Origin of the sequence: Bradyrhizobium sp. UFLA03-84 (assembly GCF_002289535.1) — a bacterium.
GTDB classification, from domain to species: domain Bacteria; phylum Pseudomonadota; class Alphaproteobacteria; order Rhizobiales; family Xanthobacteraceae; genus Bradyrhizobium; species Bradyrhizobium viridifuturi.
In genome coordinates, this window is sequence record NZ_NSJY01000014.1 from 91,674 (window position 1) to 118,310 (window position 26,637).

20 protein-coding genes are annotated in these 26,637 nt (G+C 65.0%); 17 read left to right on the plus strand and 3 right to left on the minus strand.

Translation table 11 applies throughout. The features are described from left to right. Nucleotides 1-9 precede the first annotated feature (9 nt). From CK489_RS22190 to CK489_RS22235, 10 genes are all read left to right on the plus strand, one after another. Nucleotides 10-1,464, plus strand: a complete 1,455-nt coding sequence (locus CK489_RS22190; protein ID WP_095733799.1) for an O-antigen ligase family protein — start codon at nt 10-12, stop codon at nt 1,462-1,464. 2 nt (nt 1,465-1,466) lie between these two features. Continuing rightward, a complete protein-coding gene (locus CK489_RS22195) occupies nt 1,467-2,216 on the plus strand; it encodes a hypothetical protein (protein WP_244485925.1) in 750 nt (249 codons plus the stop codon). 129 nt (nt 2,217-2,345) lie between these two features. Next, the gene (locus CK489_RS22200) at nt 2,346-4,619 is read left to right on the plus strand and encodes a polysaccharide biosynthesis tyrosine autokinase (RefSeq protein WP_198960996.1); all 2,274 of its coding nucleotides are present in this window, start codon (nt 2,346-2,348) and stop codon (nt 4,617-4,619) included. Beyond that, on the plus strand, nt 4,603-5,445 hold the full coding sequence (locus tag CK489_RS22205) for a hypothetical protein (RefSeq protein ID WP_245350467.1): 843 nt from the start codon (nt 4,603-4,605) through the stop codon (nt 5,443-5,445). The genes CK489_RS22200 and CK489_RS22205 overlap by 17 nt, the downstream gene beginning before the upstream one ends. Next, complete coding sequence (locus CK489_RS22210; RefSeq protein ID WP_095733801.1) at nt 5,442-6,200, plus strand: class I SAM-dependent methyltransferase; 759 nt, start codon at nt 5,442-5,444, stop codon at nt 6,198-6,200. Before CK489_RS22205 ends, CK489_RS22210 begins: the two co-directional genes overlap by 4 nt. Nucleotides 6,201-6,203: 3 nt before the next feature. Then, on the plus strand, nt 6,204-7,319 hold the full coding sequence (locus CK489_RS22215) for a glycosyltransferase family 4 protein (RefSeq protein WP_095733802.1): 1,116 nt from the start codon (nt 6,204-6,206) through the stop codon (nt 7,317-7,319). Continuing rightward, nucleotides 7,316-8,608: an O-antigen ligase family protein gene (locus CK489_RS22220; protein ID WP_095733803.1), complete on the plus strand. Its 1,293-nt coding sequence runs from the start codon at nt 7,316-7,318 to the stop codon at nt 8,606-8,608. The genes CK489_RS22215 and CK489_RS22220 overlap by 4 nt, the downstream gene beginning before the upstream one ends. After that, entirely contained in the window at nt 8,605-9,924 is a 1,320-nt protein-coding gene (locus CK489_RS22225) for an MATE family efflux transporter (protein WP_095733804.1), read from the plus strand. Before CK489_RS22220 ends, CK489_RS22225 begins: the two co-directional genes overlap by 4 nt. Beyond that, entirely contained in the window at nt 9,921-10,544 is a 624-nt protein-coding gene (locus CK489_RS22230; protein ID WP_050626305.1) for a class I SAM-dependent methyltransferase, read from the plus strand. Before CK489_RS22225 ends, CK489_RS22230 begins: the two co-directional genes overlap by 4 nt. A gap of 13 nt (nt 10,545-10,557) precedes the next feature. Continuing rightward, on the plus strand, nt 10,558-11,229 hold the full coding sequence (locus tag CK489_RS22235) for a class I SAM-dependent methyltransferase (RefSeq protein WP_095733805.1): 672 nt from the start codon (nt 10,558-10,560) through the stop codon (nt 11,227-11,229). A 21-nt stretch (nt 11,230-11,250) separates the two neighbouring features. On the opposite strand, the gene CK489_RS22240 is transcribed toward CK489_RS22235, so the two are convergent. The 3 genes from CK489_RS22240 to CK489_RS22250 all read right to left on the minus strand — a co-directional run bounded on the left by CK489_RS22240 (nt 11,251) and on the right by CK489_RS22250 (nt 14,682). Continuing rightward, the gene (locus CK489_RS22240; protein ID WP_095733806.1) at nt 11,251-11,970 is read right to left on the minus strand and encodes a class I SAM-dependent methyltransferase; all 720 of its coding nucleotides are present in this window, start codon (nt 11,968-11,970) and stop codon (nt 11,251-11,253) included. Nucleotides 11,971-11,978: 8 nt separating this feature from the next. Then, nucleotides 11,979-13,289 (minus strand): nucleotide sugar dehydrogenase, encoded by a 1,311-nt coding sequence (locus CK489_RS22245; RefSeq protein WP_050626308.1) that lies wholly within the window; start codon nt 13,287-13,289, stop codon nt 11,979-11,981. Between the two features lie 79 nt (nt 13,290-13,368). After that, nucleotides 13,369-14,682: a glycosyltransferase family 4 protein gene (locus CK489_RS22250; RefSeq protein ID WP_095733807.1), complete on the minus strand. Its 1,314-nt coding sequence runs from the start codon at nt 14,680-14,682 to the stop codon at nt 13,369-13,371. 117 nt (nt 14,683-14,799) lie between these two features. On the opposite strand from CK489_RS22250, the gene CK489_RS22255 reads away from it, so the two are divergent. The 7 genes from CK489_RS22255 to CK489_RS22285 all read left to right on the plus strand — a co-directional run bounded on the left by CK489_RS22255 (nt 14,800) and on the right by CK489_RS22285 (nt 26,448). Continuing rightward, complete coding sequence (locus CK489_RS22255; RefSeq protein WP_245350468.1) at nt 14,800-16,044, plus strand: glycosyl hydrolase; 1,245 nt, start codon at nt 14,800-14,802, stop codon at nt 16,042-16,044. 110 nt (nt 16,045-16,154) lie between these two features. Then, nucleotides 16,155-18,341, plus strand: a complete 2,187-nt coding sequence (locus CK489_RS22260; protein WP_095733809.1) for a bi-domain-containing oxidoreductase — start codon at nt 16,155-16,157, stop codon at nt 18,339-18,341. Next, on the plus strand, nt 18,338-20,329 hold the full coding sequence (locus CK489_RS22265) for a heparinase II/III family protein (RefSeq protein ID WP_095733810.1): 1,992 nt from the start codon (nt 18,338-18,340) through the stop codon (nt 20,327-20,329). The genes CK489_RS22260 and CK489_RS22265 overlap by 4 nt, the downstream gene beginning before the upstream one ends. Continuing rightward, the gene (locus CK489_RS22270) at nt 20,326-21,480 is read left to right on the plus strand and encodes a glycosyltransferase (RefSeq protein WP_095733811.1); all 1,155 of its coding nucleotides are present in this window, start codon (nt 20,326-20,328) and stop codon (nt 21,478-21,480) included. Before CK489_RS22265 ends, CK489_RS22270 begins: the two co-directional genes overlap by 4 nt. 670 nt (nt 21,481-22,150) lie before the next feature. Then, nucleotides 22,151-23,422, plus strand: a complete 1,272-nt coding sequence (locus CK489_RS22275) for a calcium-binding protein (protein ID WP_095733812.1) — start codon at nt 22,151-22,153, stop codon at nt 23,420-23,422. Nucleotides 23,423-23,627: 205 nt separating this feature from the next. Beyond that, nucleotides 23,628-25,511 (plus strand): calcium-binding protein, encoded by a 1,884-nt coding sequence (locus tag CK489_RS22280; RefSeq protein WP_095733813.1) that lies wholly within the window; start codon nt 23,628-23,630, stop codon nt 25,509-25,511. 322 nt (nt 25,512-25,833) lie between these two features. Further along, nucleotides 25,834-26,448 (plus strand): class I SAM-dependent methyltransferase, encoded by a 615-nt coding sequence (locus CK489_RS22285; RefSeq protein ID WP_095733814.1) that lies wholly within the window; start codon nt 25,834-25,836, stop codon nt 26,446-26,448. The last annotated feature ends 189 nt before the right edge of the window (nt 26,449-26,637 follow it).

Consider the following 26,637-nt stretch of genomic DNA (forward strand, 5'->3'; position numbering starts at 1 on the left):
GCCGGCTTCATGACACGTCTAAGATCACCTTCCGGCTCGGGCGAGGCGACGGCATTGCCGTGGCCGGTGCGCTGGTCATCGTGGCTGTTCTGCGCCGTCGTTGCGCTGGCGCCGTTGCCGCTCGGTTCGGTCGGCGCCGTTGCGCCCGCGATCTGGTCGATCCTGCTCGGGATCGCGCTGCTCGGCGTGCTGCCGGTGCGTCTGCGTGGCAGCCAGCTCGCGATCCTCGCAGTGACGGCGCTCTTGACGGCGCTCGCCGTGCTGGTGCTGCACGAGCAATCGGCGCTGCGGCCGTGGCTCGGCGCGGCGCCGAACGCGCTGTGGGCGGAGGCGGGAAAATTGCTGCCCGCCGTTCTGCCGCCCGTCGTGACGATCGCAACCAATCTGCCGTTCTATTCCGCCGGCGTTGCGATCGTCTGTCTGCTCGCCTTTGCGATCGGCGTCGTGCTCGGCGCCAATCGCATGTTGGCGCGCGGGTTATTGCGGGCAGTGGCGCTCGCGGGCCTCGCCTATGCGATCTGCGGCATTGTCACGTTCGCGATCGATCCGACCCGGATCTATTTGCTGCACGAGAAGCAGGCGCATCTGGAGTGGCTGACCTCTCCCTTCGTCAACCGCAACACGGCGGGCATTTATTATGGCTGCTGCGCACTGATCTGGCTGTTGTTCGGCTGCGAGCTGATCGAGCGGCATTGGCCGTCGCACCGATCCGGCCTGTCACGGCTGTTCGCCCGGCTCGACATGCCGGCACGGCGCCGGCTTGCCGGCCTTGCGTTCGGCTGGCTCACTTGTCTGCTCGCGATGTTCCTGACCGGATCGCGCGGCGGGGTCGGGATCTCGCTGCTCGCCGCGGTCGTCGCGGCCGCGATCCTGTTTCGCAAGCGGATGCCGCGCCGCTACGGCCTGATCGCGGCGCTCGGCATCGGCAGCCTGGTCGCACTCGCCCTGCTGCAACTGCTCGGCGGCGGCGTCGGCGCACGCTTCAGCACGATGGGCCTGTCGGATGAGGGACGGTTCTCGACCTATCGCGCGACGTTGCGGATGATCTGGGATCATCCCTGGCTGGGCGATGGTATCGGGTCCTTCGAATGGGTCTATCCGGCCTATCGCACCGACGACATTTCGCTGCGCGGGACCTGGAACCGGGCGCACAACAGCTGGCTCGAGCTGGCGTCTGACGGCGGAATGTTAATGGCCGGCGCCGCCATGATCGCGCTGCTCGCGGCCTTCGGCGTGCTCGCGCATGGGGTGCGGACCCGGCGTCGCGACGTCATCGTCCCGCTCGTGGCGCTCTGCGCGTCGGGTGCCGGCACGCTGCATTCGATGATCGATTTCTCGCTCCAGATCACGGGCTACGCCGTTGTTATCGCTGCCTTGCTCGGGGCCGGGTTGTCGCAATCCTTCCGTTCCGGCAGGGGCGGCGGCGTCCGTGACGCCGGTGTTACAGCCGGGGCGGCCGGTTAACGTTGATTATTCGCGCGGCGCGCGGGCCGCGGCCGGGCAGGGGTTTTAATTGGCGCGATAACTCTGACTATGCTAACGAACTGTTAGTATTCGTTAGGGAGATAGAGGTGTTCACATTTGAGCGATCCGGCGGTTTTTCCGCTCCGCGCCTTGCGGTCTTGGTGATGTTGGCACTCGCGGCGCCGGGCGGCGCCGTGATCGGACAAACGCCTGGCGGGCTGATCCAGCTCCCCCAGGCGGTGACGAATTTCAAGGCCAATCCAGAGCAGTTGCTGACCCAATTTCCGAACGCGGGCGTGGAATTGACCTCGCGGGCGCGCGACTTCGCTCTCAGCGATCCGACGGCGCTTGATCCCCTGATTGCGCTGCTTGCCAAGGCAAGCAAGGACCAGAAGACGGCGATCGCCGCCGGTCTCGCCCAGGCCGCGCGTATCGTGGTGCGCAGCAACCAAACCTATGCGACGCGTATCCAGCAGGCGATCGCCGACACCAAGGACCTCGACACGGTGATGGCATTTGCCGCAGCGTCGGGAGATACCGGCACCGCTGCGACCGGCGCCGGCGGCGCGGGCAGCGCTGGTGCATCCGGCGGCCAGACCAGCGCGCTTGGCGCTAACGGCGCGGGAGGCAGCGCGCTCGAGGCGATCGGCGGCAATAGCGTGAATACCGGCATTTTCAGTTTCACATCGTCGGTCTCGTCGTCCGGCAACGGGCCGACCGGCACCACGCTGATCTCAACCGTCACTCCCTGAGCGGGCTTCCGATCGCCGATGGAGAACTCTCTGCAGCGATGCACTTCGATGTCGGCGGCGGGAGGCTACCCGATGCCATTGGAGGGCGCGCGGGCAGGCACCAACCTGCCGGCGCGGCGATAGGACGAGATGCTTCAGCGCAACCAGATTCCGCCGTCAGTCGATCTGAGAAATCGGCCGGCCGAGCTGCCGTCGCTGGCGGAAACCTTCGACGCCTTCGTCACCTATCTGCTCCGGCAATATTGGGTGATCCTCGGCACGGCCGGGCTCTGCTTGTTCGGCGGCATCTGCTACCTGATGACGGCGGCGCCGAGCTATACCGCGCTTGCCACGATGATCATCGACACGCGCAAATTCCAGGCCTTCCAGCAGCAATCGCCGGCGAATGACGTTCCGGTGGATTCCTCCGCGGTCGAGAGCCAGGTCGAAATCCTGAAGTCGGAGAACGTCGCGCTCGCGGTGATCCGCGACCTCAAGCTCAACGAGGATCCGGAATTCATCGGCTCCAGGGCCGGCGCGGCGGGAGCGGTGCTGGATTTCGTGTCCGGCCTGTTTGCCGGCAGTGCGCCGCCCAACGAATTCGACCGGACCCGGCGTGCGGTGCGCACCTTTCAGAAGCAGCTCGATGTCCGCCGCCGCGGCATGACCTATGTGATCGAGGTCAGCTTCCGCTCGCTCGATCCGGAGCGGGCGGCGCAGATCGCCAACGCCGTGGCTGACGCCTATATCGTCGATCAGCTCGACTCCAAATACCAGGCGACGCGCCGCGCCAGCGCCTGGCTGCAGGACCGCATCAAGGAGCTGCGCACGCAGGCCTCCAACGCCGAGCGCGCAGTGCTCGACTACAAGAAGACCAATAACATCGTCACCTCCAGCGGCAAGCTGCTCAATGAGCAACAGCTCGGCGAGCTCAACACGCAGCTGGTCCATGTGAAGTCTCAGGTCACCGACGCCAAGGCCAAGCTCGACCGCATTGAGGCAGTGGTGAAGAGCGGCGTCCCCGACGCGACGGTTGCCGATACCCTGAACAACCAGGTCATCACCAAGCTGCGCTCGCAATATCTCGAGCTGGCCAATCGCGAGGCCGACTGGTCGTCGCGCTATGGCTACAATCATCTTGCCGCCGTCAATCTGCGCAACCAGATGCGCGAGATCCAGTCGTCAATCATCGACGAATTGAAGCGGCTCGCCGAGAGCTACAAGAGCGACTATGCGATCGCCCTGCAGCGCCAGAACGAGATCGAGCGCGCCGTGAACGATTCGGTGTCGCAATCGCAATCCACCAACCAGGCGCAGGTCACGCTGCGCGAGCTTGAGAGCTCGGCGCAGACCTATCGCTCGCTCTACGACAATTTCCTGCAACGCTACATGGAAAACGTGCAGCAGCAGTCGTTTCCGGTCAGCGAGGCGCGGGTGATCACCCGCGCCTCGCGTCCGCTCGGCAAGAGCCACCCGCAGACCCTGGTTGTGCTGGCGCTCTCGGCGCTGGGCGGTCTGATCGCCGGGCTCGGGCTCGGCGTGTTGCGCGACCTTTATGACCGGGTGTTCCGTACCGCTGAAATGGTCGAGACGATCCTCGACGCCGACTGTGTCGCGATCGTTCCCCGCGTCTCGCCGGGCCAGCTCAAGGCACCGGCAGCCGGCCGTCCCAACCTGCCGGTCGGTCCGCGCACGATCCGGCGCGGCGACGAGCCGGTGCTGTGGGCGGCGATCGATGCGCCGTTCTCGCGCTTCTCGGAAGCGATCCGCTCGATCAAGGTCAATGCCGACCTCAATGTCACCAAGCCGTCGAAGATCCTTGGCCTGACCTCAGCGCTGCCCAACGAGGGCAAGTCGACGCTGGCTTTCGTGTTCGCGCAACTGGTCGCCCAGAGCGGGTCGCGCGTGCTGCTGGTCGATTGCGACCTGCGCAATCCCTCGCTCAGCCGCAAGATCGCCGCCAACGCCGAGCGCGGGATTCTCGACGTACTGTCGAACAATGCGACCTTGCAGGACACGCTGTGGCGCGATCCGGAGACTGGCCTTGCCTTCCTGCCGGGCGCCACGCGCTCGCGCATCGCGCATTCGCATGAGGTGCTGGCCTCCGACCAGATGAAGGATTTCATCGACGCCGTCCGCGGCCATTATGATTACGTGATCGTCGATTTCCCCCCGCTCACGCCGGTGGTCGATGTCCGCATCACCGCGCACTTCGTCGATTCCTTCGTCTTCATCGTGGAGTGGGGCAAGACCCAGGTGCAGGTGGTCGAGCGCGCGCTGCGCAGTGCGCGGGCGGTCAACGAGAACCTGCTCGGCGTCGTGCTCAACAAGGCCGATATCGCCGCGATGAGCCGCTACAGCGGCTATGGCGGCAAGAACTACTATTACAACTCGCATTATGGACGATATGGCTACACCGAGTGAGACGCGAGGCGAGATGCCGCGGCGCGCCGCCGCCTGGCTGGCGCGCGGCTTCCTGGCCGCGGCCGCATGCTCCTCGGTTGCCTGGGGCGCGACCACGTTGCCGGTCTTTGTCGACCAGGTCCGGCTCGACGGCGCGAGGGACCTGATCCTGCGCAACGTGCCGGTCAGCGATGCCGAGCTCGGTGACCTCGGTCCGCTATTGTCGCGCGTGGCTGGGGATAAGGATTGCATGCCGGCGATCGATCGCAGCGCGGCGGTGATCCGGCTTCGGCTCGCCGAGAACGCACTCGCATCGGGCGATCAGGTGGACGCAAGGATGGGCGAGCTCGACGCAACGGTCCGCAAATCGCTCGGCTGCGCACCGGCCGATCCTTACCTCTGGGTCGTGCTGTTCTGGCTTCGCAACATCAGGCAAGGTTTGAGCGATGCCAATTTCGACCTGTTGCGGATGTCGTATCGGCTCGGACCCAATGAGGGCTGGATCGTCGTCAAGCGCAGCGCCATGGCGCTCGCCATGCTCGATGCGCTGCCGCCCGACCTGTCGGACGCGGTGATCGCCGAGTTCGCGCGCCTCGTGAAGACCGAATTGTACACCGAGGCGATCGATCTGTTGAAAGGACCGGGCTGGGCGCACCGGGACAGGCTGCTAGCCGGCCTGGCAGCTGTCCCGCAACGGAACGTCGACATCCTGACCCGGACCATGGCCGACATCGGATACGACCTCGATCGCCGCGCGCCGATGGAGCCACGCAATCCGGAGCGCAAATCGAACGACCGCATCGACGAGCTCGCCCGAACTCCGCCGGAGGCGAGGGCCAGGCCATGACGATGGAATTCAGCGTCGGTCAACACAACGCGCATTACGAAGGCGTCTATTCGGCGCAGGAGCGCGACTGGCGCCGCGTCTGCGCGGTCGACAAGGCCGATCATATCGCCGGCCTGCTCAGAGCCGCCGCCGCCAGCGTCGGCAATGTGCTCGAGGTCGGCTGCGGCACCGGCGCCGTGCTGGCGCGGCTGTCCGCGATCGGCATCGGCCGCTACTTCACCGGCATCGACGTCATCGATCCCGCGACCAACCTGGAGATCGATGGCGCTGCAGCGGCGCCGTTCCGCTGGTCGAGCTATGACGGTGCGACGATCCCGTTCGCTGACGGATCGTTCGACCTCGTCTATGCCAGCCATGTGCTGGAGCACGTGCCCGAGCCGCGCGCATTGCTGCGGGAGCTCGCCCGGGTTGCGCGGAGCTTCATCTATGTCGAGGTACCCTGCGAACTGCACGCGCGGACCAATCGCCGCGCATTGCAATCGACGCTCGACATCGGCCATATCAATTTCTACACGCCCGACACGTTCCGCCTGGTGCTGGAGACCGCGGGACTCCATGTCGCCGGCTTCGGCACCTACGACCACAGCCTGCCGGTGCACGAATTTCATTCGTCACGGGTGAGGGGGCTCGCAAAGAGCATTGTGCGGAAGTCGCTGCTGTCGGTCAGCCCGGCGTTCGCCACCCGGCTTGCGACCTATCATTGCGGGGCGCTCTGCCGGCGTGGCGAGGCGCAGGCGCCGCCACGGGATCGATAAGCCATGGCTCCGCGCGTGGTCGTCTTCAACAACATGATCACTCCCTACACCAACCGGCTCTACAACGAGTTGGTCGATCGTGGGCTGGATCTCGCGGTGCTGTCCTGCACTGCGCAGGAGGCCGATCGCGCCTGGGCGGGAACGTTCACGCCGCGCTACCTGACGCGCACGGTGTCCGGTGTCTCGATCCCACTGTCGCGGTCGCGTCACACCCATCTCAATATCGGCATCGGCCGCGCCTTGAACGCGCTCGCGCCCGACCTGCTGTTCGTCAACGGGCTTTTCCCCTCGATGCTGGCGGGCGCGGCGTGGGCGCGGGCCAACGGCAAGGCGCTCGCGCTGACGATCGACGGCTGGCGCGAGACGATGCCCGATACCGCCTATCATCGCCTGGCGCGGCCGTGGCTGCTGCGCCAGTGTGCGGCGGTCGTATGCTGCAGCGACAAAGGCAGGGCGTACTTCCGTGCCGAGGGCGTTGCTGACGACGATCTGTTCGTGGTGCCGCTGGTGCCGGCGTGGGATCCGCCGCCGTCGGTGCCATGCTTCCATGATCGTCCATTTCACCTGCTCTGGTGCGCCCGCATCAATGACGGCGCCAAGAATGCAATATTCTTCGAGAACGTCGCCATCGCGCTGGGCCGTGTCCTCCCTGGCCTGAAAGTCCGGGTGGTCGGGTCCGGCGCCGCAGAGGCGCGCATGCTGGCGCGGCTCGGTGACGCCGGCATCGATGTCAGCCACGACAGCCATGTGCCGTGGCAGGCGATATCGGAAGTCTTTCTGCAATCCCGGCTGTTGCTGCTGCCCTCGTTGCTGGAGCCGTGGGGGCTGGTGTGCAACGAGGCGATGCAGTGCGGCGTTCCGTGCCTGGTGTCGCCGCATGTCGGAGCGGGCGGCGAGTTGGTGCGCGACCGCATAAGCGGCCACGTTTGCGCGCTTGATGAGCGGGAGTGGGTCGACACGGCGCGCGGCCTGCTCGAGGATCCCGCGCGCTGGGAGGTGATGTCGCAGCAGGCCCGGAAGAGCGTACGACGGGAAGCGCTTGCCGACGCCGCAGGACGCTTCAAGGCCGCGGTCGATCATCTCGCGAGGGCGCCAGCCCGGCGGGAGGCCGTTCAATGATCGGCCGGTGGTGGTTTCGAACCGATCTCTTCCTGCACGCCTATCTGGTGATGGTGCTCGGCTGCATCTATTTCCTGTTCAATTTCGTGGAAGGCATCTCGTTCGCGGAACGGGCCGGGGAGTCCACGCTGTTCCGTGTTGCGTGGCTGCTGCTCTACATCCTGCTGATGCTGCACATCGCGGTAGACCGGAAGCGCTTCGGCCTGCTGATGCTGCAATCGCAGCTCTATCTGACGTTCGTTGCCTTTGCGCTGGTCTCGCTGGCGCTGAGCGCCGACCCCGCCGGCGCGTCGGTCAAGTTCGCGATGTATCTGCTGACCACGCTGTTCTCGGCGTGGGTCGTGATCAGCTGCCCCGTCGACCGTCTCGTCGACACCCTGTTCCGGATCGGGATCGCGGTGCTGATCGTTCATGTCCTGCTGTTTCCGGTGATCGGCTCGCAGTGGGACTATGACCCGCTGCATCGGCCGACGGTGCTGGGCACCCAGGCCTATGCCGGCGTGTTCGGCCACAAGAATCTGGCCGGCGCCTTCTTCGGCTTGATGGTGCTGATCTGTTTCGTGCGCATGCTGGCGGGGCCGCGCAAGCAGTTCGGCTGGTCGCTGCTCTTGATGGGATGTCATCTCTTCGCGCTCGCCGCGGCGGGCGCCGCGGGACCGCTGATCAGCATGCTGACGGCGCTTGCCGTGACCTTCGGGCTGCTGCTGGTGGTGCTCGGACACAGGGGTGCGGCCTCGATCTACTGGCTTTGCCTCGCCTTTGTTGCGCTGGTCGTGTTCGCCGTGCCGAGCGATGAGTTGTACGGGCTGGTCGGCCGCAGCGGAAACCTGACCGGCCGCTCGTTCCTCTGGTCGGTCTGGCCGTACTTCTTCTGGCAGCACCCATGGCTCGGCTACGGCTTCTCGGGGTTCTTCAACGAGCTGCCGAACTCGCCGGCGAACGAGCTGACGAGCATGGCGCCCTGGAATACCGAGTTCGGCTCATTCGAGAATTCCTATCTCGACGCCTTCCTCCAGTTCGGTCTGCTCGGCGGTGCGCTCTATATCCTGCTGCTGGCGCGCGCGTTGTGGAACACCATCGTCTTCACGTTCGAGCGGAAAGGGATGTACTGGCTGGCGCCGTTTGCGATGCTGCTGTTCGTCGTGATCGCGTCGGCCAACGATTCGAGCCAGCTGCTGCACAATTACTTCGGCTGCGTGCTGGTGTTCTGGTGCTATTTCGGCCCGGAGGCCCGGCTGCAAGCAGCGCCGCGGCGGGCGTTCGCCAGATTGCGTGTGAGTGAGGCGTGAGTGCGTTGACTGAAAGGCTCGACCGAATGGCGGCCCAGACCCGGGTCGCCGTTGCCGTGGGCGGAGCGCTTCGCCGGCTGCGCCGCGCCGGCGGCAATGTTGCGCTCGGCCTGATCGATCAGGCCTTGCTCAGCGGCTCCGCCTTCGTGCTGACGATCGTGCTGGCCAACGTGCTCGATATCAAGTCGTTTGGCCAGTTCAGCGTCGCCTGGTCGGTCTCGATCCTGATCGAGGCGGTGTTTCTGCGCGGCCTGTTTGATGACGGTCTGCCGGCGACCGCGCATCGCATCCCGAAATCGCGCTGGCCGCAGCTGCGGCTCGGCCTCTATCTGTCGTCGCTCGCCGTCGCGGCCGGGTTTGGCCTGCTGCTGGCGATTGCCGGCCTCGTGATCATTGCGGCCGGCGACAACACGGGCGGGCTCGTGATCGCAACCGGGCTCGCGATCCCCGCCGTTCGGCTGCAAAGCATGTTCCGCCGCATCTGCTATCTCGACGGGCGGCTGCCGCGCGCGGTGACGTCCTCGCTGACCTATTGCGTGGCACTCGTCGCCTCGGCCGGGTTGATGATCGTGCTCAAGCTGACCGGCGCTGCGGCGGCGATGGCGTGCATCGCGATCTCGGCGGCGGCCGCCGCGAGTCTGTTGCTGGCCCACACCGGCGAGCTGGCCCGACCGCGCGCCAGAATTTTCCGCGGCTCGCTGCGGCGGCTGTTCAGGAACGGCCGCTGGTTCGTCGCGACCTCGCTCACTTACTGGATCGGCAGCATCGGGCTGATCCCGGTGTGTGGCGTCCTGATCGGGCTCGACGCGAGCGCATCGCTGCGGATCCTGCTCCTGCTGTTTGCACCGCTGAGCCAGTTCTGCGCGACGATGTTCTCGGTCCGCCTGCCGGAGATCGCGGCCGGGCTGCGCGCCGGCAGGCGCGGCGCGGTCACTGCGGCGGCGCGCGAAAACGCCCTGCTGCTCGGGTCGGTCGCCGCCGCCTATGGCGCGGTGGTCGTGCTGTTCGGCCAGCGCATTCTTGCGCTCGTCATCCATGGACAGACCTACGAGATCGGCACCGGCAGCCTCGCCCTGATGGGCGCGGCGATGGCGCTTGACGCCGTGTGGCTCGGCCTCGCGCTGCCGCTGTTCGCGACCGGCAAGCCGCAGCGCTTCATGCTGAGCCGGATCGCCGGCCTCGTCGCGCTGTGCTGCGTGCTGCCGTTCGCGGCGCAGGCCTGGCAGGTGATGGGCGCGGTTGCGGCGATGGTGGCCTCCAGTGCGGCGTCGGTGATCACCGTCGTGTTGACCAATCGGGCGCGGGGGCAGGCATGACTGACCACGCGCGCGGTTCGCTCCCGAGGCTGCACATCGGCGCCTTCAATTGCGGCATCGACGGCTGGATCAACACCGACATCACGATGCACCTGTGGATTGCGCGGCTGCCGTTCGCGGCCAAAGCGTTGCATCTCGCGGGCCTGCTGAGCAATGCCCGCTATGCCGAGCACCGCAACGGCAGGTTTGCCCGGCTCCGCTACATGGACCTGACCAAGCCGCTGCCGTTCGCCGATGGCAGCCTCTCGGCGGTGTTCAGCGCGCACGTCTTCGAGCATCTGTTCCCTGACGAGGTCGGGCGGCTGGCGCGCGAGATTGCCCGGGTGCTGGCACCGGGCGGGGTGTGCCGTATTGTCGTCCCGGACATGGAACGGATCGTCGCCCTCTACGATCCGGCCGCGCCGCAGGCCTTCCTCAAGGGCGTGTTCGAGATCGAACGCCGCAAGGAAGCCGCCTTCGCACATCACTGGGGCTATACCCGTGCCTCGCTCGCGGCGCTGTTCCGCGACGCGGGATGCTCAGAGACCCATACGCGGGCGTATCGGGAGGGGGTCTGTCCCGACATCGACCGGCTCGACAACCGGCCGGACGAGTCGATCTTCTTCGAGGCCATCAAGTAGCAGGAGACTGACAGTGCTGGGCGCAATCCAGGCGCGATTTTCCAGTGCGGCACGGCAGCGGCGCGGCGAGTTCCTCGTCCGCACCGTGAATATCCCGCTCAACGCGAAGATCCTCGATCTCGGCGGCGGCACTGGCCGGCACATCCGCGCGATCCTGCCGTTTCATACCGACATCACGGTCTGCGACATCTCAACCGACGATCTGAAGACGGCACGCGAGCGCTTCGGCTTCAAGACCGTGCTGCTGCAGGAGACCGAGCGCCTGCCGTTCGACGATCATGCGTTCGATTTCTGCTTCTGCTCGTCGGTGATCGAACATGTCACGGGTCCGAAGCAGGACGTCGTGACGATCGCGAGCGACACGGCATTCCTAAACATCGCGCGCGAGCACCAGAACCGCTTTGCGGGTGAGATTTCGCGGGTCGCAAAGTCCTTCTACGTGCAAACGCCGTACCGCTACTTCCCGATCGAGAGCCATACCTGCCTGCCCGGAATCATCGTGCTGTTGCCGAGGCGGCTGCAGATCTCGCTGATCGAACTGTTCAACCGCTTCTGGTTCAAGCGGACCGCGCCCGATTGGCATCTGTTCGACTGGCGCGAGATGACGGAAACGTTTCCGGATGCCAGGATTTATCGCGAACGATATCTCGGCATGACCAAGTCGCTGATGGCGATCAAGGCTTGAGGCGGACGTCTGCCCGGCGCGTCAGTCGTCGCGGCGCGCCAGGATATTGATCAGCGTGCCGATTGTCGCCCGGCGATCCAGCGCCGGCGGCAGCGGAGAGCCGGCAAAGCCGGTAGCCAGCATCATGAGACCGTGTCGCCGCAGCAAGTCTTGCATGGCGGCCGGCGAAGCCTCGAATTTGGAAAAGGCGAGGTAGCGGTACAGCGGTCGCGAAGACACCCGCGACGAGGCGGCGTGCGCGAGCCGGTAGCTCCGGCGCAGCAGTGACCCGCGATTGGGGATCGAGACCAAGAGCAGTCCGCCGGGCCTGAGCACGCGATGGATCTGGGCGAGGCACTGCGCCACGTCGGGGACATATTCCAGCACGCTCGCGCAGAGCACGCCGTCGAACGAACGATCGGCAAACGGCAGGCTCGCGATGGTCGGGATCTGCCGGAACGTCAGCCGTTCGGCCAGCAGGCCGTCGACCGGGCGATCGCGTGCTGCCGCAATCATTTCATGCGAGGCGTCGACGCCGGTGACGGCGCAGCCGCGCGCGGCGAGCAGGCGGGAGAGCGTTCCGGTGCCGCAACCTGCATCCAGCCAGCGCTGGCCAACAAGGTCCGCGTCTCCGAGCAGACCGAACATCGCAGCGGTGCGCGCCTTGAAGGTGCGGCTCCGATGCAGCGTCTCCCACTCCGACGAAATCTCGTCGTGAAAACGGATTTCGGGTCGGTCGCGGGTCTCGGCCATGGTGGCCATGGTGATCCCTACCAATGGAAGCCGCTCACTCTGGCGCTGACTTCATCGGGCAGTCCGATGTCCGATAGTTCGAGCACGGTCTGGTCGGGGCGGCTTGCCTTCAGCGCCGCGACGAAGCGCGGATCTGATGTCGTCAGCACGATGATGTCGGCCCATTCGATCGTCTCCGCCACATCATCATGCAGCAGGCCGACCAGGTCCGGGTTGCGCATCAGGAAGTCCCGGTTGGCGCCGATCAGCTGCGACAGCCGCACATTGGGGTCGTAGATCCGGATCTCGCGTTGCTCGCCGCGCAGGCTCTTGACCAGTTCGACGAACGGGCTGTCGCGCACATCGTCGGTGCCGGCCTTGAAGCTGATCCCGAGGAAAGCGATGCGGCGGCCGTCATGCGACAGGATCCAGTCGGCGCCGCGCGACATGATCATGTCGTTGCTCGGCAGGATGCTTTCGAGCACCGGCGTCGACAGCCCGCGGCTGTGCGCCAGATGCTTCAACGCCTTGACGTCCTTGGGCAGGCAGGAGCCGCCGAAGGCAAAACCAGGCCGTAAGTAAGCCGGCGAGATGTTGAGCCTTGTGTCCTGCATGAAGATGTTCATGACGTCGCGGCCGTCGATACCCAGCGTCTTCGCGATCGTGCCGATCTCGTTGGCGAAGCTGACCTTCAGCGCATGCCAGCTGTTGTCGACATATTTGACGAGCTCAGCGGTCTCGACCGGCGGCGTGATCTTGGCGCCCGGCAGATCCTTGTAGAGCGCCATGACGCGGTCGGCGGTCTCCTGGTTGAAGGCGCCGACCACGGTCTTCGACGGCGCATTGAAATCGGCAATCGCCGAGCCTTCGCGCAGGAATTCGGGATTGAAGGCGAGATCGAAATCCCGCCCGATCTTGTTGCCGGAGGCTTCCTCGATCAGCGGCCCGACGGTGCCGCGGGTGGTGCCGGGCAGCACGGTGGAGCGGATCGTCACGGTGTGCGGCGCGTTCTTGGCGCGCAAACCGCGGCCGATCTCGATCGCGACCTGTCGGATCGCCGTCAGGTCGAGGTTGCCATTGCCGGACGAGGGCGTGCCGACGCAGACCATCGAGATGTCGCTGTTGACGATCGCCTCGGTGGCGTCGGTGGTCGCTATCAATTGACCGGTTGCAACGGCGCGCGCCACTTTGTCCGAGATGCCCGGCTCGATCACCGGCGATCGGCCCTCGCGGATCAGATCGACCTTCGCCACGCTCTTGTCGACGCCGATGATCTGGTGGCCGAGCTCGGTGAAGCAGGCGGCGCAGACCGTTCCGACATAGCCGAGGCCGAAAATGCTGACGTTCATGCTTCGACCTTCAACAATTCGGCGGCGTGCGCGCCGCCGCGGCCACGGCGTGCTTGGCGGGAGTAAGGCGGCAGGGCGTTCAACGCGATGCCCGCCCGGCGGCTGCATTGGCGTTGACGGCGCCAGAGGCCTGTGAAGTCGGCCGCTCGCTGCTCGCGTTCGCGCGAGGTGCGCGGCTCTGCCTGGGGGCCTTCCTGGCGAACAGAGCCTCATAGGCCGCGAGCAGCTTCGGCTCCTCATGCGTCCAGGACAACGCCCGCTCGACGCGGCTGCGGCCAAATGCGCCCATCGAGTCGCGCAGCGAGGGGTCATCGATCAGCGTGACGATCTTGCCGGCGAAATCCTGCGGGTCGTTCTTCGCGGCATAGAGCGAGGCGTCGAGCGCCGAGCGACGGCCTTCGCGGACGTCGAACTGAACGATCGGCCGTGCGAGCGCCATATACTCCATGATCTTGTTCATGGTGGAGATGTCGTTCATCGGCGTGACGCGATCCGGATTGACGCAGACGTCGGCGGTCGAGAGCATCGTGAACAACGCGTCATCGGCGATGGCGCCGGTGAAGTTCACGTAGTCGGAGAGCCGCATCTCCTCGCAGAGCTTGACGACCGCATTCCACTCCGGCCCGGTGCCGGCGATGTTGAACTGGATGTCGGTGCGTCCGAGGTCGTGCACGATATGGCCGATCGACTGCAGCAGCAGATCGATGCCTTCGGACTGGCCGATGACGCCGACATAGCCGACGCTGTAGCGCCGGCCGCGGCGCCAGGCCGGATCGGCCGGACGGGAGCGCACGCGGTCGAGATTGGGCCCGGAGCGCACCACGAAGACGCGATTGGCCGGCATCCGGCCGCGCGTGATCGCGATCTCGCGATAGGATTCGTTGGTCGCGATCGAGATGCTTGCGGTCTTGAAGGTGAGATATTCGACCAGCCGCAGCAGGTGCCAGAAAAAGTCCCTGCGGCCGAATTTCGCTTCATAAAGCTCGGGATTGACGTCGTGATGATCGAACACGAAGCGCTTGCCGCCGAGCTTGAACAACAGGCCGATCAGGAAGATCAGGTCCGGCGGATTGCAGCCCTGAATCACGTCGAAGCCGTGCTTCCACGCCACCTTGATCGCGAGCAGCATCTCCCAGAACAGTGCGACCGGGTATTCGATGAGATAGGCGGCGATCCCGCGCGCCTCCACCGGCATCGGATGGCGGTAGATGTGAATGCCCTCGAGGTATTCGTAAGCCTCGTCATGACCGCGCCCTTTCGGGCAGATCACCGAAACTTCATAGCCTGCCCTGCGCAGCGACGTTGCCTCGCACCACACCCTGCGATCGAAAGGAACCGGAAGGTTCTCGACGATGATCAGGATCCGCCGCGGTGATGGTTCAGCTCTCGACATCTGCGGTGATCTATACCATTGACCTAACAACATCACAATCCGACTAACATCGGCATTAACATGCGCGGCTTGCACTTAGCAATCCCGGCACCGATGTGACGGCGACGAGACAACGACATGGCAGGCAAGGCGACGGTGAGGGATTGGGGTCAAAGGGCGTTGATTGCACTGGTTTTGAGCACGCTGCTGCCGCTGGCCCACAAATGGCCGCTGCAATGGAGTGGCGCGGCGTCAAACGATGCGCTCACTGTGAGCCGCGTGAATGCGGTGATCCCGCCGTCACTTTTCGGCATGACGATCAACGCGATCGGGCAGTCGCAACCCTGGCCCGAGCTGAAATTCGACGGCGTCCGGCTGTGGGGCGCGATCTACTGGGCGCAGATCAATCCAGCGCCCGGCATCTTCAATTGGGCGCGCTTCGACGCCATTCTTGCGGCGGCGGAGCGCGAGCATGTCGAGATCGTGCTCAATCTCGCCTACACGCCGCGATGGGCCGCCTCGGTGAAAGACGCGCCGCCGGCGTTCGCGCCCGGCGCAAGTTCGCCGCCTGCCGACCTCGCATCATGGGATGAATGGGTGCGCGCCGCCGTCACGCGTGCCGCCGGCCGCATCAAATACTGGGAAATCTGGAATGAGCCCGAGGATCCCAAATACTACTCGGGCGATATCGCGACCATGGTCCAGATGCAGAAGCGGGCCTATGAGATCATCAAGGCCAGCGATCCCGGCCTGACCGTGCTGACGCCGCCGTCCAATGGCACGCCTGACGGGTATCGCTGGCAAAAGGCCTTCATGGCGCAAGGCGGCGGGCAATATGCCGACGTGTTCGCTTTCCATGGCTACACCAGCGAACCTGAAGCCGTGCTCGGAATCATCGCGCGGTTCAGGCAGATTCTCGCCGCGCACGATCTTGCCGCACGGCCGATCTGGGACACCGAGGCCGGCTGGTCGTCCTATGAGGACAATCCGGACGGGTGCCTGGCGCGTGCCTACATCCTGAAATGGATCAGCGGCGTCGACCGGTTCTATTGGTATGAGTTCGCCGGCGGCGGCAGCGACTTTGGAAAATTATGGGACCCGGCGCGCGGGCTGCTTCCGAGCGGAGTGGCATACCGCACGATCCAGTCATGGTTGGTCGGCGCGAGCGTCGTGAGCGCAGCCAGGACGTCGCCGTCGACCTGGCGCGTCGAGCTTCGCATGCCGGATGGCCGCAACGGCTTGATCCTCTGGACCACCAAGGGGCGGTCCGTTCAGCGGGTCGACCCGCGTTTCAGCCGTTTCCAGGGCCTCGACGGTGGCGAAGGGTCCGTCGCCAATGGCGAGGTCGAAATCTCGCCTAAACCGGTTCTGCTGCTCGAATGATAAGAATGTTAACGCGCAGGCGATGAGATAACTTTGATGACGTTCCCGGCTTCATTGCGGGCCGCAGGCGCGATACAAGGACTCTGTTAATTTGAGGCGATTGACCGACTGTGAAGCAGATCGCGCAGAACTATAAGAGCGGTGAACTCAAGCTGATCGACGTGCCGGCGCCGCGCTGCCGCCCCGGCGGGGTCCTGGTTCGTACGGCGTTCTCGGCAGTCTCGACCGGCACCGAGATGATGAAGTTCACTGAAGGCCGCCTGTCGCTGCTCGGCAAGGCGCGCGCGCGACCCGATCAGGTGGCCAAGGTGATGCGCTCGGTCCGCCAGCAGGGACTGGTTGCGACCTATCAGAAGGTGATGAACCGCCTCGATTCCTACACGCCGCTCGGTTATTCGCTATCGGGTACCGTCGTGGAGGTCGGCGAGGGCGTCGGCGGCTTCTCGGTCGGGCAGCGGGTGTGCTGCGGCGGCAATCAATATGCAACCCATGCTGAATACAATTGGGTGCCGGTGAACCTCTGCGTGCCGGTTCCGGACAGCGCTGCGCTCGACCAGGCCGCCTTCGCCACGATCGCCTCGATCGCACTGCAGGCGATGCGCCAGTCCGAAATCCGTTTCGGCGAGACCGCCTGCGTGATCGGCCTCGGCCTGATCGGCCAGATCATGGTGCGCCTGCTGCGCAGCGCCGGTGTCGTGGTCACAGGGCTCGACCGGCTGGAGGTGCGCTGTCGTCAGGCGGAGGCGGCGGGCGCTGCGGTCTGCGCAGTCGCATCGGACGATACCGCGGCCGAGTTTCGTGCGCGGATCGACCAGCTGACCGCGGGAAACGGCGTCGATTGCGTGTTCATCACGGCAGGCAGCGACGATCCGGATCTCGCCTCGCGTTCGGCAGCACTGCTGCGCGACCGTGGCCGCATCGTCGATATCGGCAAATGCACGCTGAACCTGCCGTGGAACGAGTTCTACGACAAGGAGCTCGACGTTCGCTTCTCGCGCTCCTACGGCCCCGGCCGCTACGATCCGCTCTACGAGGAGGGCGGCATCGATTATCCGATCGGCCATGTGCGCTGGACCGAGAAGCGCAACATGGAGGCGATCGTCGCGCTGCTTGCCGACGGGCGGCTCGACTTCTCCTCGCTGATTTCCGAAGTGGTGCCGCTGGAGCAGGCGACCTCGGCGTTCGAGCGCATGAGCCGGGGCGAGGTCGGACTTGGCATGGTGTTCGCCTATCCGGACGCTGCCCCGCGCGCGATGCAGATGAGCTATCGTCCGGCCGTTGCCCTGCGCAGCGGCCGGGTGCGGCTCGGTGTCATCGGCGCGGGCAATTATGCCTCCAGCATGTTGTTGCCGCAGCTTGCGAACAACGCGCGCGTCGATCTCGTCGAGGTCGTGACCAATACCGGTCTCAGCGGCGCCACCGCGGTGCGCAAGTTCGGCTTCGCGCGCGCCTCGACGGATGCGGCCTCGCTGCTCGCGGCGGACGACATCGACGTCGTGCTGATCGCGACGCGTCACGCGTCCCATGCCGACCTCGCGGCGCAAGCGTTGCGCGCCGGCAAGGCGGTGTTCGTCGAAAAGCCGCTGGCGATCGACACCGGCTCGCTCGATCACCTGGAGCAGGTAATCCGCGAGACCGGCAACAACAGGCTGATGGTGGGCTTCAATCGCCGGTTCTCGCCGCTGCTATTGGGCATGCGCGCGGCGTTCGCGCCCGCCGGGCCGCAGACGCTGCAATATCGCGTCATCGCCGGCCCGCTGGAGAAGTCATCCTGGTATCTGCAGGCCGAGACCGAAGGCAGTCGCTTCGTCGGCGAGGGCGGCCATTTCATCGACGTGTTGTCATGGTGGCTCGGCGCCTTGCCGGTGCGCGTTGCGGCGAGTGCCGCGGGCAGGGATGTCGACAATCTCGTCGCCACTTTCGATTTTGCCGACGGGTCGGTCGCGAGCCTCAGCTATCTCACCGGCGGCGATCCGCGGGTGCCGAAGGAAGCGCTCGAAATATCGGCGAGCACAGGCTTTGCCGCTTTCGACAATTTCTCCGGCTTCGAGGTCTGGCAGGCCGGACAGCGTACGGCGAAGACAGCGCGGCTCGACAAGGGGCAGCGGCCGATGCTGGATGCCTTCATTGGGGCCATCGCATCAGGGGCCGCGATGCCGATCGCGCTGGAATCGCTGCTCGCGACCACCCGCGCGACGCTCGCGGTGCAGGAGAGCGCGGCTGCCGGGATGCCGGTCGATCTGACGATCAGCGCGACAGGGCAGGGTGTCGCGCGTGCCTCGATTGCGTCGAGATGAACCCGGCCTGGTATCTGCGCCGCCTGCAGCGCATGGAGCCGTCCGAGCTTGCCGGACGGGTGAACGATCAGGTGCTGCGCCTGCTCTGGCGCATCACGCCGCCCGATATCGCGCGACACGCCAGCGCAAGGCTCGCTCCTCGCCCGCGGCAGCCGCGGCTGAAGCCGTTGCCGTCGCCGGCGTGCGCACCGCGACAAGCCGCCGAGCGCCTGGTCCAGAGCGCGGAGCGGATTCTCGCCGGCCAGTGGCGGATCTTTGCCAGGAATCATGGAGCGCTCGGCGAACGGCCCGACTGGTTCGTCGATGTCCGCAGCGGCAAGCGGGCGCCCGCGGACATGTATTCGTTTGCAGTTTCCTATCGCGACGAAGCTGCGGTCGGAAACATCAAATACATCTGGGAGGCGTCTCGTCACCACCATCTCACGGTGCTGGCTGCCGCGTACTACCTGACCTCGGACGAGCGCTATGCTGGGCGCGTGGCCGAGCATCTGGTGAGCTGGTGGCGTGAAAATCCGTTTCCTCGCGGCCCGCACTGGATCAGCGGTATCGAGCTTGGCGTGCGGCTGATCTCGTGGGCCTGGGTGCGCCAGCTGTTGCAGAACTGGCCCGGCGCGCCCGCGTTGTTCGAGGACAACGACCTGTTCGTGACGCAGCTCTACGCGCATCAATACTGGTTGTCGCAGTTCCCGAGCCGCGGCTCTTCCGCCAACAACCACGTCATCGCGGAGGCTGCCGGGCAGTTCGTGGCGGCCTGTGTGTTTCCGCTGTTCCGCGACAGCGCGCGATGGCGCGAGCAATCCGCCGGCACGCTGACACACGAAGCCGTTGCGCAAACCCTCGCCTGCGGCAGCAACGGCGAGCTCGCGACCGATTATCACGGCTTTGTCCTCGAACTCCTGCTTGCCGCGGCGGTGCAGGGCGAGTCGTCGGGACATCCGCTTGGCGATGCGGTCTGGACCACGATGTGCCGCATGAGCGACGTCATCGCCGCGATGCTGGACGATCGCGCGCATCCGCCGCGTCAGGGCGACGGTGACGACGGCATCGGCCTGTTGCTCGACGATCACGCCGGCAATCGCTGGCTCGGTCTGCTCGCCAGCGGCGCGCGCCTGTTCGGCGATCTGCCATGGTGGCCCGGATTGCCGGAGGGCGATCTGCGCACGTTCCTTCTGACCGACGGCGTCAAGGCGCGTGCGATCGCGGCGCGGCCTGCGCGCCGCCCGCATTTGCTTGATGCGGCGGGACAGACGTTTCTCGTCGATCAAGACAACGCGGTGTGGTGCCGCTGCGATCACGGCCCGCATGGCTTCGGCCGCATTGCGGCGCATGCCCATGCGGATGCGCTGTCGCTCGAATGCAGGATCGGCGGGGTCGAGATCCTCGCCGACCCCGGCACCTATTGCTACCACGGCGATTCGCGATGGCGTGCCTATTTCCGCTCCACACTGGCGCACAACACGCTCTGCCTGTTCGCGCGCGATCAGTCGGTGTCCGGTGGGCCGTTCCTCTGGACGCGGCATGCGCGGGGCCGGCTGATCGCAGCAAGCGGCCTGGACGATGCTGATGCGGACGCAGGCTGGGCCGCGGAGCATTCGGGATACCATGACGAAGCCGGTCTCGTGCATCGCCGCTCGGTGCAATTGCAGCGTCGGGCGGCGCGGCTCGTCGTCACGGATATTGTGCTTGCCGACGAAGGGCTCGCGGTGCCGGCGAGCCTCAGCTGGCATCTCGGTCCCGAGGTCGAATGCAAGCTCGAGGGCCGCACGGCGCAGCTTGCGTGGCCGGGCGGCCGCGGCGAGCTCGAGCTGCCGACGGCGCTCGACTGGATATCGTATCGCGGCGACGAAGCCACGCCGGCCGGCTGGTATTCGCCGTCCTTCGATCTCAAGGTGCCGGCGACCACGCTGATCGGCTCCGGTACGCTCGCGACCGGCCAGGATCTGGTGACTGAGCTGCGCTGGTTTCCCGATCCGGTGCGTCGGTCATGAAGATCCTGGTTGCGCACAACGAGTATCAGGGACGCGGCGGCGAGGACGTCGTGTTCGATGCGGAAGTGGACCTGTTGCGCGGCGCAGGACACAGCGTTGAAACGCTTACGGTCAGCAACGAGGCGATCAACTCGCTCGCCGCGCGGATCGCGACGACGCTGTCGATCGCCGACAATGCGCGGGGAAAACAGGTCATGGCGAAGGCAATCGACCGCTTCCGCCCCGACGTCGTGCACGTTCACAATTTTTTCCCGCTGCTCTCGCCCGCCGTGTTCGACGTCTGCCGGGAAAAGCGCGTGCCCGCGGTGGTGACGCTGCACAATTATCGTGCCATCTGCACCGGCGGCATGCTGCTGCGCGACGGGCGCATCTGCCACAAATGCCTGGACCGCGGCCATCTCTGGGGCGTTGCGCATCGCTGCTACCGCGGGTCGATTCCGGGCTCGCTGGCCTCGGCCTACATGATCGCGCAGCACCGGCGCCGCGGCACCTGGACGCGGCCCGGCCTGCGTCTGATCGCGCTGACGCAGTTTGCCCGCACCCTGTTCGTGCAGGCGGGCTTCGACGCAGGCCGGATCGACGTGAAGCCGAACTTCATGGCCGATCCGGGGGCGCCTGATCCAGCCATGCCGCGCGCCGGGCTGCTTTATGTCGGACGGCTGAGCCGCGAGAAGGGCGTCGGCGTGCTGCTCGACGCCGTTGCGGGGAGCGGCGTGCCGTTGCGGATCGTGGGCGAGGGGCCGGAACGCGCTGCGCTCGCGGCGCGGGCGACCGGCAATGTCACCTTCCTTGGTGCGCGTTCGCGCGCGGAGGTGCTTTGGGAGATGGCCAATGCCCGGGCATTGGTCGTGCCGTCGCTATGGTACGAAGGATTTCCCATGGTCGTGGTCGAGGCCTTCGCACGGGGCACGCCGGTGATCGCGTCCGAGATCGGCGGGCTGGCCGAGGCGGTGAGCGCCGGCAAGACCGGAGCGCTGGCGCCGCCGGGCGACGCCGTCGCGCTGAGAAACCGGATTTCCGACCTGCTGGGCACGCCTGATTGCGCGACGGCGTGGGGACAGGCCGCACGGGCCGCCTATCTCGCGCGCTACGCGCCGGATGAGAATCTCCGGCTGCTTGAGGCCGTCTACGCGCGTGCTGCCGCGGGATGATCGATGCAGGCGGTTTGTTCCGCCTCGATCGGGCGCCGCCTTGCCGGTTTCCCCGTACCCATCCCTAACGGATTGCGGCAAATCTGATGTTAATCTGTTATATCAGGCGCCTTGTCCGACGCCACCGGCTCCGACCGGGCGGTCGGGTGACCTCGATTCTGCGATCGATTCCCCGGTTTTGGCGTGCCTGGAGCTCACGGATTGCAACCACAGCCAGCCATAACACTGATCGGGCTGACGGCCGGTTGTGAAGTTTGACGCTTTTTTTGAAAAACTCTCACGCGGCGCAGAAATATTTTTTCAGAGCAGAAAATCGCGTCAAAGCACACGCAGCAGCAGCGAAATTCCGGGCTTTTGCGCGGTCTCGCGGGGCAATGAAACCCCGTATAATCACTACCCTTTTTTGCGTCGCGGCTAACATTCGGGATTTGCCTGCGCTGAATGTTAGCGCACGTGAGAAATGGCGCTAAGTCTCACATAAATCACGTGGAACCAGGCGTTAATGGCGCATTGCTGATTGACACTCTCGCATTGCGGACTTAACAATGGACTTAACAAGTTCGTAACGTGTGTCCACATTTGAGCTGCGTCGCAACAATCGAGTTGTGAATCAACAGCTTAGGTGTGGGCCAGCGGCTTGATCCTCGTATCCCAAGCAGGGGCTACATCGATGGCGACTTACAATCTCGACCAGACTGACCTGAAACATGCGATCAACTCCACGATCGATCACGCGACCCAGCAACAGATCTTCAACTATCTGATCAACTCGGGCATCGGCTACACCAACCCGGATGACGGAACGGCGGTCCCGGTGCAGGTGGGTGCGGGCATCTCCAACCCGGATCCATCTGCCAATGTTCTTATCGAAACCAACGCCAATAACACCGTCAACACTGACGCCAACCTGAAGGCCATCATTGAGGCCACCAACAGCGACGTGACGCTGTCGGTCAACGGCAGCACCCCGGTGCTCGTCGCGACCGGCAACGGCAACGATCAGATCTTCATCAACAACACCGGTGATACGACGGTTCTCGCCGGCGCCGGCAATGACACGATCTTCGGTGGCGCGGGTCACGACTCGCTCAGCGGGGGCTCCGGCAACGACGTGCTGATCGACAATGCCTCCGGCCACAGCACGCTGGATGGCGGCTCCGGCAACGATCTGCTGGTCGGCACCGGCTCCGACACGCTGCTCGGCGGCTCCGGCAACGACACGCTTTACGGCGGTACCTCGTCTGATCTGGAGGGCGGTCGCGGCAACGACGTGCTGGTTGGCGGTACGGGCAACAACCTGCTCACTGGCGGTACCGGCAACGACGCGCTCTACTCGAACTCGGATGCCTCGCACGGCTCGAGGCTCGACGGCGGTGCAGGCAACGACTCGCTGTATGGCGGTGCGGGTGCGGACACGCTGTATGGCGGCGCCGGCAACGACCTGCTGGTCGGCGGTACCGGCACTGTTGCCGAGTACGGCGGCGCCGGCAAGGACGTGCTCTACTCGGGCAGCGATGCGTCGCATGCGACCTCGCTCTATGGCGGTGACGGCAACGACTCGCTCTACGGCGGTGCCGGCAACGACACGCTGTATGGCGGCTCCGGCAACGATACGCTGGTCGCTGGCTCGGGCAACCAGACACTGATCGGCGGCGACGGCAAGGACTCGTTCGTTGGCTCCGCCACCGGCACGGCCTCGATGGTCGGCGGCTCCGGTCAGGATTACTTCTACCTGTCCAACCTCAACAGCAGCGACACCATCGACGGTGGTGCTGGCAACAAGGACTCCCTGACCTTCCTGGATCACTCTTCGACCGACGTGACCGGCATCACCGCCGGCAAGGACGGTTCTCTGGACGTCAACTTCAGCAACGGCCAGGTGACCCAGATCAGCAACATCGAATACCTGATCTTCAACGATGGTCACTCGACCAAGCTGTAAGATCCCAGGTCTGCACGACTAGCTCTTCACTGAGCGAAGGCGCCGCCTCAACCCAGGTTGAGGCGGCGCTCTTTTTTTGGCGGCATGTGGCGCTCTGACATGTCGTCTGATAACCTAAAGTAGTGCGACGGACTGCTCTCACGTGAGTCATCGTGAGAGCTAACGAATGGCTTGAATCCTCGTATTCCAACCAGGGACTACGTCGATGGCGACTTCCAATCTGAACCAGACCGACCTCGAAGCGGCGATCAGCTCCACCATCGATCAAGCGACCCGGCAGCAGATTCTCGACGATCTGATCGCCGCGGGGATCGGTTACACCAGCCCGGATGACGGTGCGACGATCCCGGTCCAGGAGGGAGCTGCCATCAGCAACCCGGATCCGGACGCCAATGTTCTGATCGAAATCAATCCCAACAACACGGTTTACGTCGACGCCAACCTGAAGGCGATCATCGAAGCCACCGACAGCGACGTGATGCTGTCGGTGATCGGCAGCGGCCCGGTGCTGGTCGCGACCGGCGCCGGCAACGACTATGTCTCCTTCGTCAGCAGTAGGGGTACGGATTTTATCGGCGATACGACGGTTTTTGCCGGCGCCGGCAACGACACGGTGTTCGGTGGTGGCGCGTCGGAACTGCATGGCGGTAGCGGCGACGACGTGCTGGTGTCGGGCAGCGTGGAGGAAGGCAAACCCAGCACGCTCTACGGCGGTACCGGAAGCGACACGCTGATTGGTGGTTGGGGCGACGATAGCCTGTATGGCGGCGACGGTGACGACTGGTTGAGCGCCGGCCCGGGTCTTAGCTACGAGGTTCTCGACGGCGGCCCGGGGAATGACACCCTCGTCGGTGGCCAATACTTGCTCGGCGTCGGCGGCTTCGGCGGCGAGCTCGACGGCGGCGCCGGCGACGACGTGCTCTACGCGGGTGAGTGGGTGCGCCCAGGCTCGATGATGATGCTGTCGGGCGGCGACGGCAACGACACGCTGCATGGCGCTGCGAGTGCCCTTGACAACACGATGGATGGCGGCGACGGCAACGACCTGCTGGTTGGCAGTGCCGGCACTGTTGCGGAGTACGGTGGCAGCGGGAACGACATTCTCTATTCAAACGCACGTGACTTGTTGGAGGTCGTGCTCGAAGGCGGTGCGGGCGACGACACGCTGGTTGGTGGTGTCATCGGTGGTTCCGAAACGCTGCATGGCGATGCCGGCAACGACCTGCTGGTCGGCGCCGACGAGACCGTTTCCGAGTACGGCGGCAGCGACAACGACGTGCTCTACTCGGGCAGCGTTGCGGGGCACGGCTCGTTCCTCTCTGGCGATGACGGCAACGATTCGCTCTATGCCGGCGCTGGTAACGACTTGCTGGTTGGCGGCGCCGGCAACGACTTGCTGGTTGGTGGCGCTGGTAGCGACTCACTGTACGGCGGCGCCGGCGACGACGTGCTCTACTCGGGCAGCAATTCGCTCCACGGGACCTTGCTTGATGGCGGTGATGGCAACGACGTGCTCTATGGCTCGCCGCACTCTGGCGGCCCCGGCCACTACAGCGACACGCTGCAAGGCGGCGCCGGCAACGACACGCTGATTGGCGGCACGGGGACCAATTTCGAGCACGGCGGCAGCGGCAACGACGTGCTCTACGCGGGCAGCGATGCATTGCGCGCGACCGTGCTTTTTGGTGATGACGGCAACGACGTGCTCTATGGCAGCGCCCGCAACGACTCGCTGTATGGCGGCGCCGGCAACGATACGCTGGTCGCCGGTTCGGGCCACCAGTGGCTGATGAGCGACGGCAATGACGGGTCGTCGTTCATCGGCTCCGCCATCGGCACAGCCTCGATGGTTGGGGGCGCCGGTCAGGACTACTTCTACCTGTCGAATCCGCACAGCAGTGACACGATCGACGGCCGTGGCGGCGACAAGGACGCGCTGACCTTCCTGGATCACGCATCGGCCGATCTGACCGGCATCAGCGCCGGCAACAATGGTTTTCTGGAGGTCAGCTTCAGCAACGGCCAGGTGACCCACGTCACCAACATCGAGTACCTGATCTTCAACGACGGTCAATCGATCAGGCTGTAGAGCCCCCGCGACGGCCCCAAGCGCAGATGTCTCCCCTCAGCCCCTGGGAGCCGCTCGCGCGCGAATGTGATGATCGGAACCTTGCCGCCGGATCCGCGTCGAACCGCCTCATCACAAGTTCCACTTCAACCCGACAGATGTTAGAGGTTAGTTCGTCACATTCGGACCACGTAGCTTTTGTAAAGGCGTGTAACTCGCTTGATACAACGCGTTGTGATGGCTTGCTGCGGCCCAGGCAACCTTTGGACAAGACGAACGATCGCAGCAGAAACCTGCCGCATGATGCGCGAACCGCGGAGCTCTCGAATTGGCCAAGAAGAAAATGCTGAATGCCGGCGCTGGAACGACGGTTGCCAAGCGGATCCAGCCGCTGCTGACATCGCATGATTGGGAGGAGGTTCGGCTCGACGTCGACGGAAGCGTGAAACCGGACATCGTCGGCTCGATTACCGATCTCGCCAAATTGTGCCGGCCGGCCTCGTTCGACGCGATCTGGTGTTCGCATCTGATGGAACATCTGTATGCCCACGAGATACATCCCACATTCGTCCAGTTCCGCGAAGTTCTGAAGCCGGACGGCTTCGCGCTGATCATGTCCCCCGACCTGGAAGCAGTGGCCCAGCACATGCTGACCCAGGGTCTCGGCGCGGTCGCCTATGTCTCGCCGGCCGGTCCGATCCGGCCGCTGGACATGATCTACGGGCACTCCGGCGCGATCGAGCAGGGGCGCCACCACATGGCGCACAAGACCGGCTTTTCGTGCGACCGGATGGGAAACCTGCTGCTCAGCGCCGGGTTTCCGACCGTCTCCGTTCGCAGCGCGAATTTCGAGGTCTGCGCGCTGGCGCTGATGCCGGAGGCCGAGGACAGGCGGATTCATTCGCAGCTCGAGGCCTGCGGCTTCGATTTCCGGGAGACGGCGGCGGCCGCCACGTGACGGTCGATGTTAAATAATGTTATAAGGTTCCGTGGCTAAACCAACCGCAGCAACAGCCGGAATCGGCTCCTTGCCTGTTCCGGCACATATATCTTTTCGGAACCGGGTGCCGAAAATGCTGCGTTAGCGAACTAACAGTGATAAGTTATATATCGCTAGCGACCGGATCCTGCGCAGTCGAAACTTCGA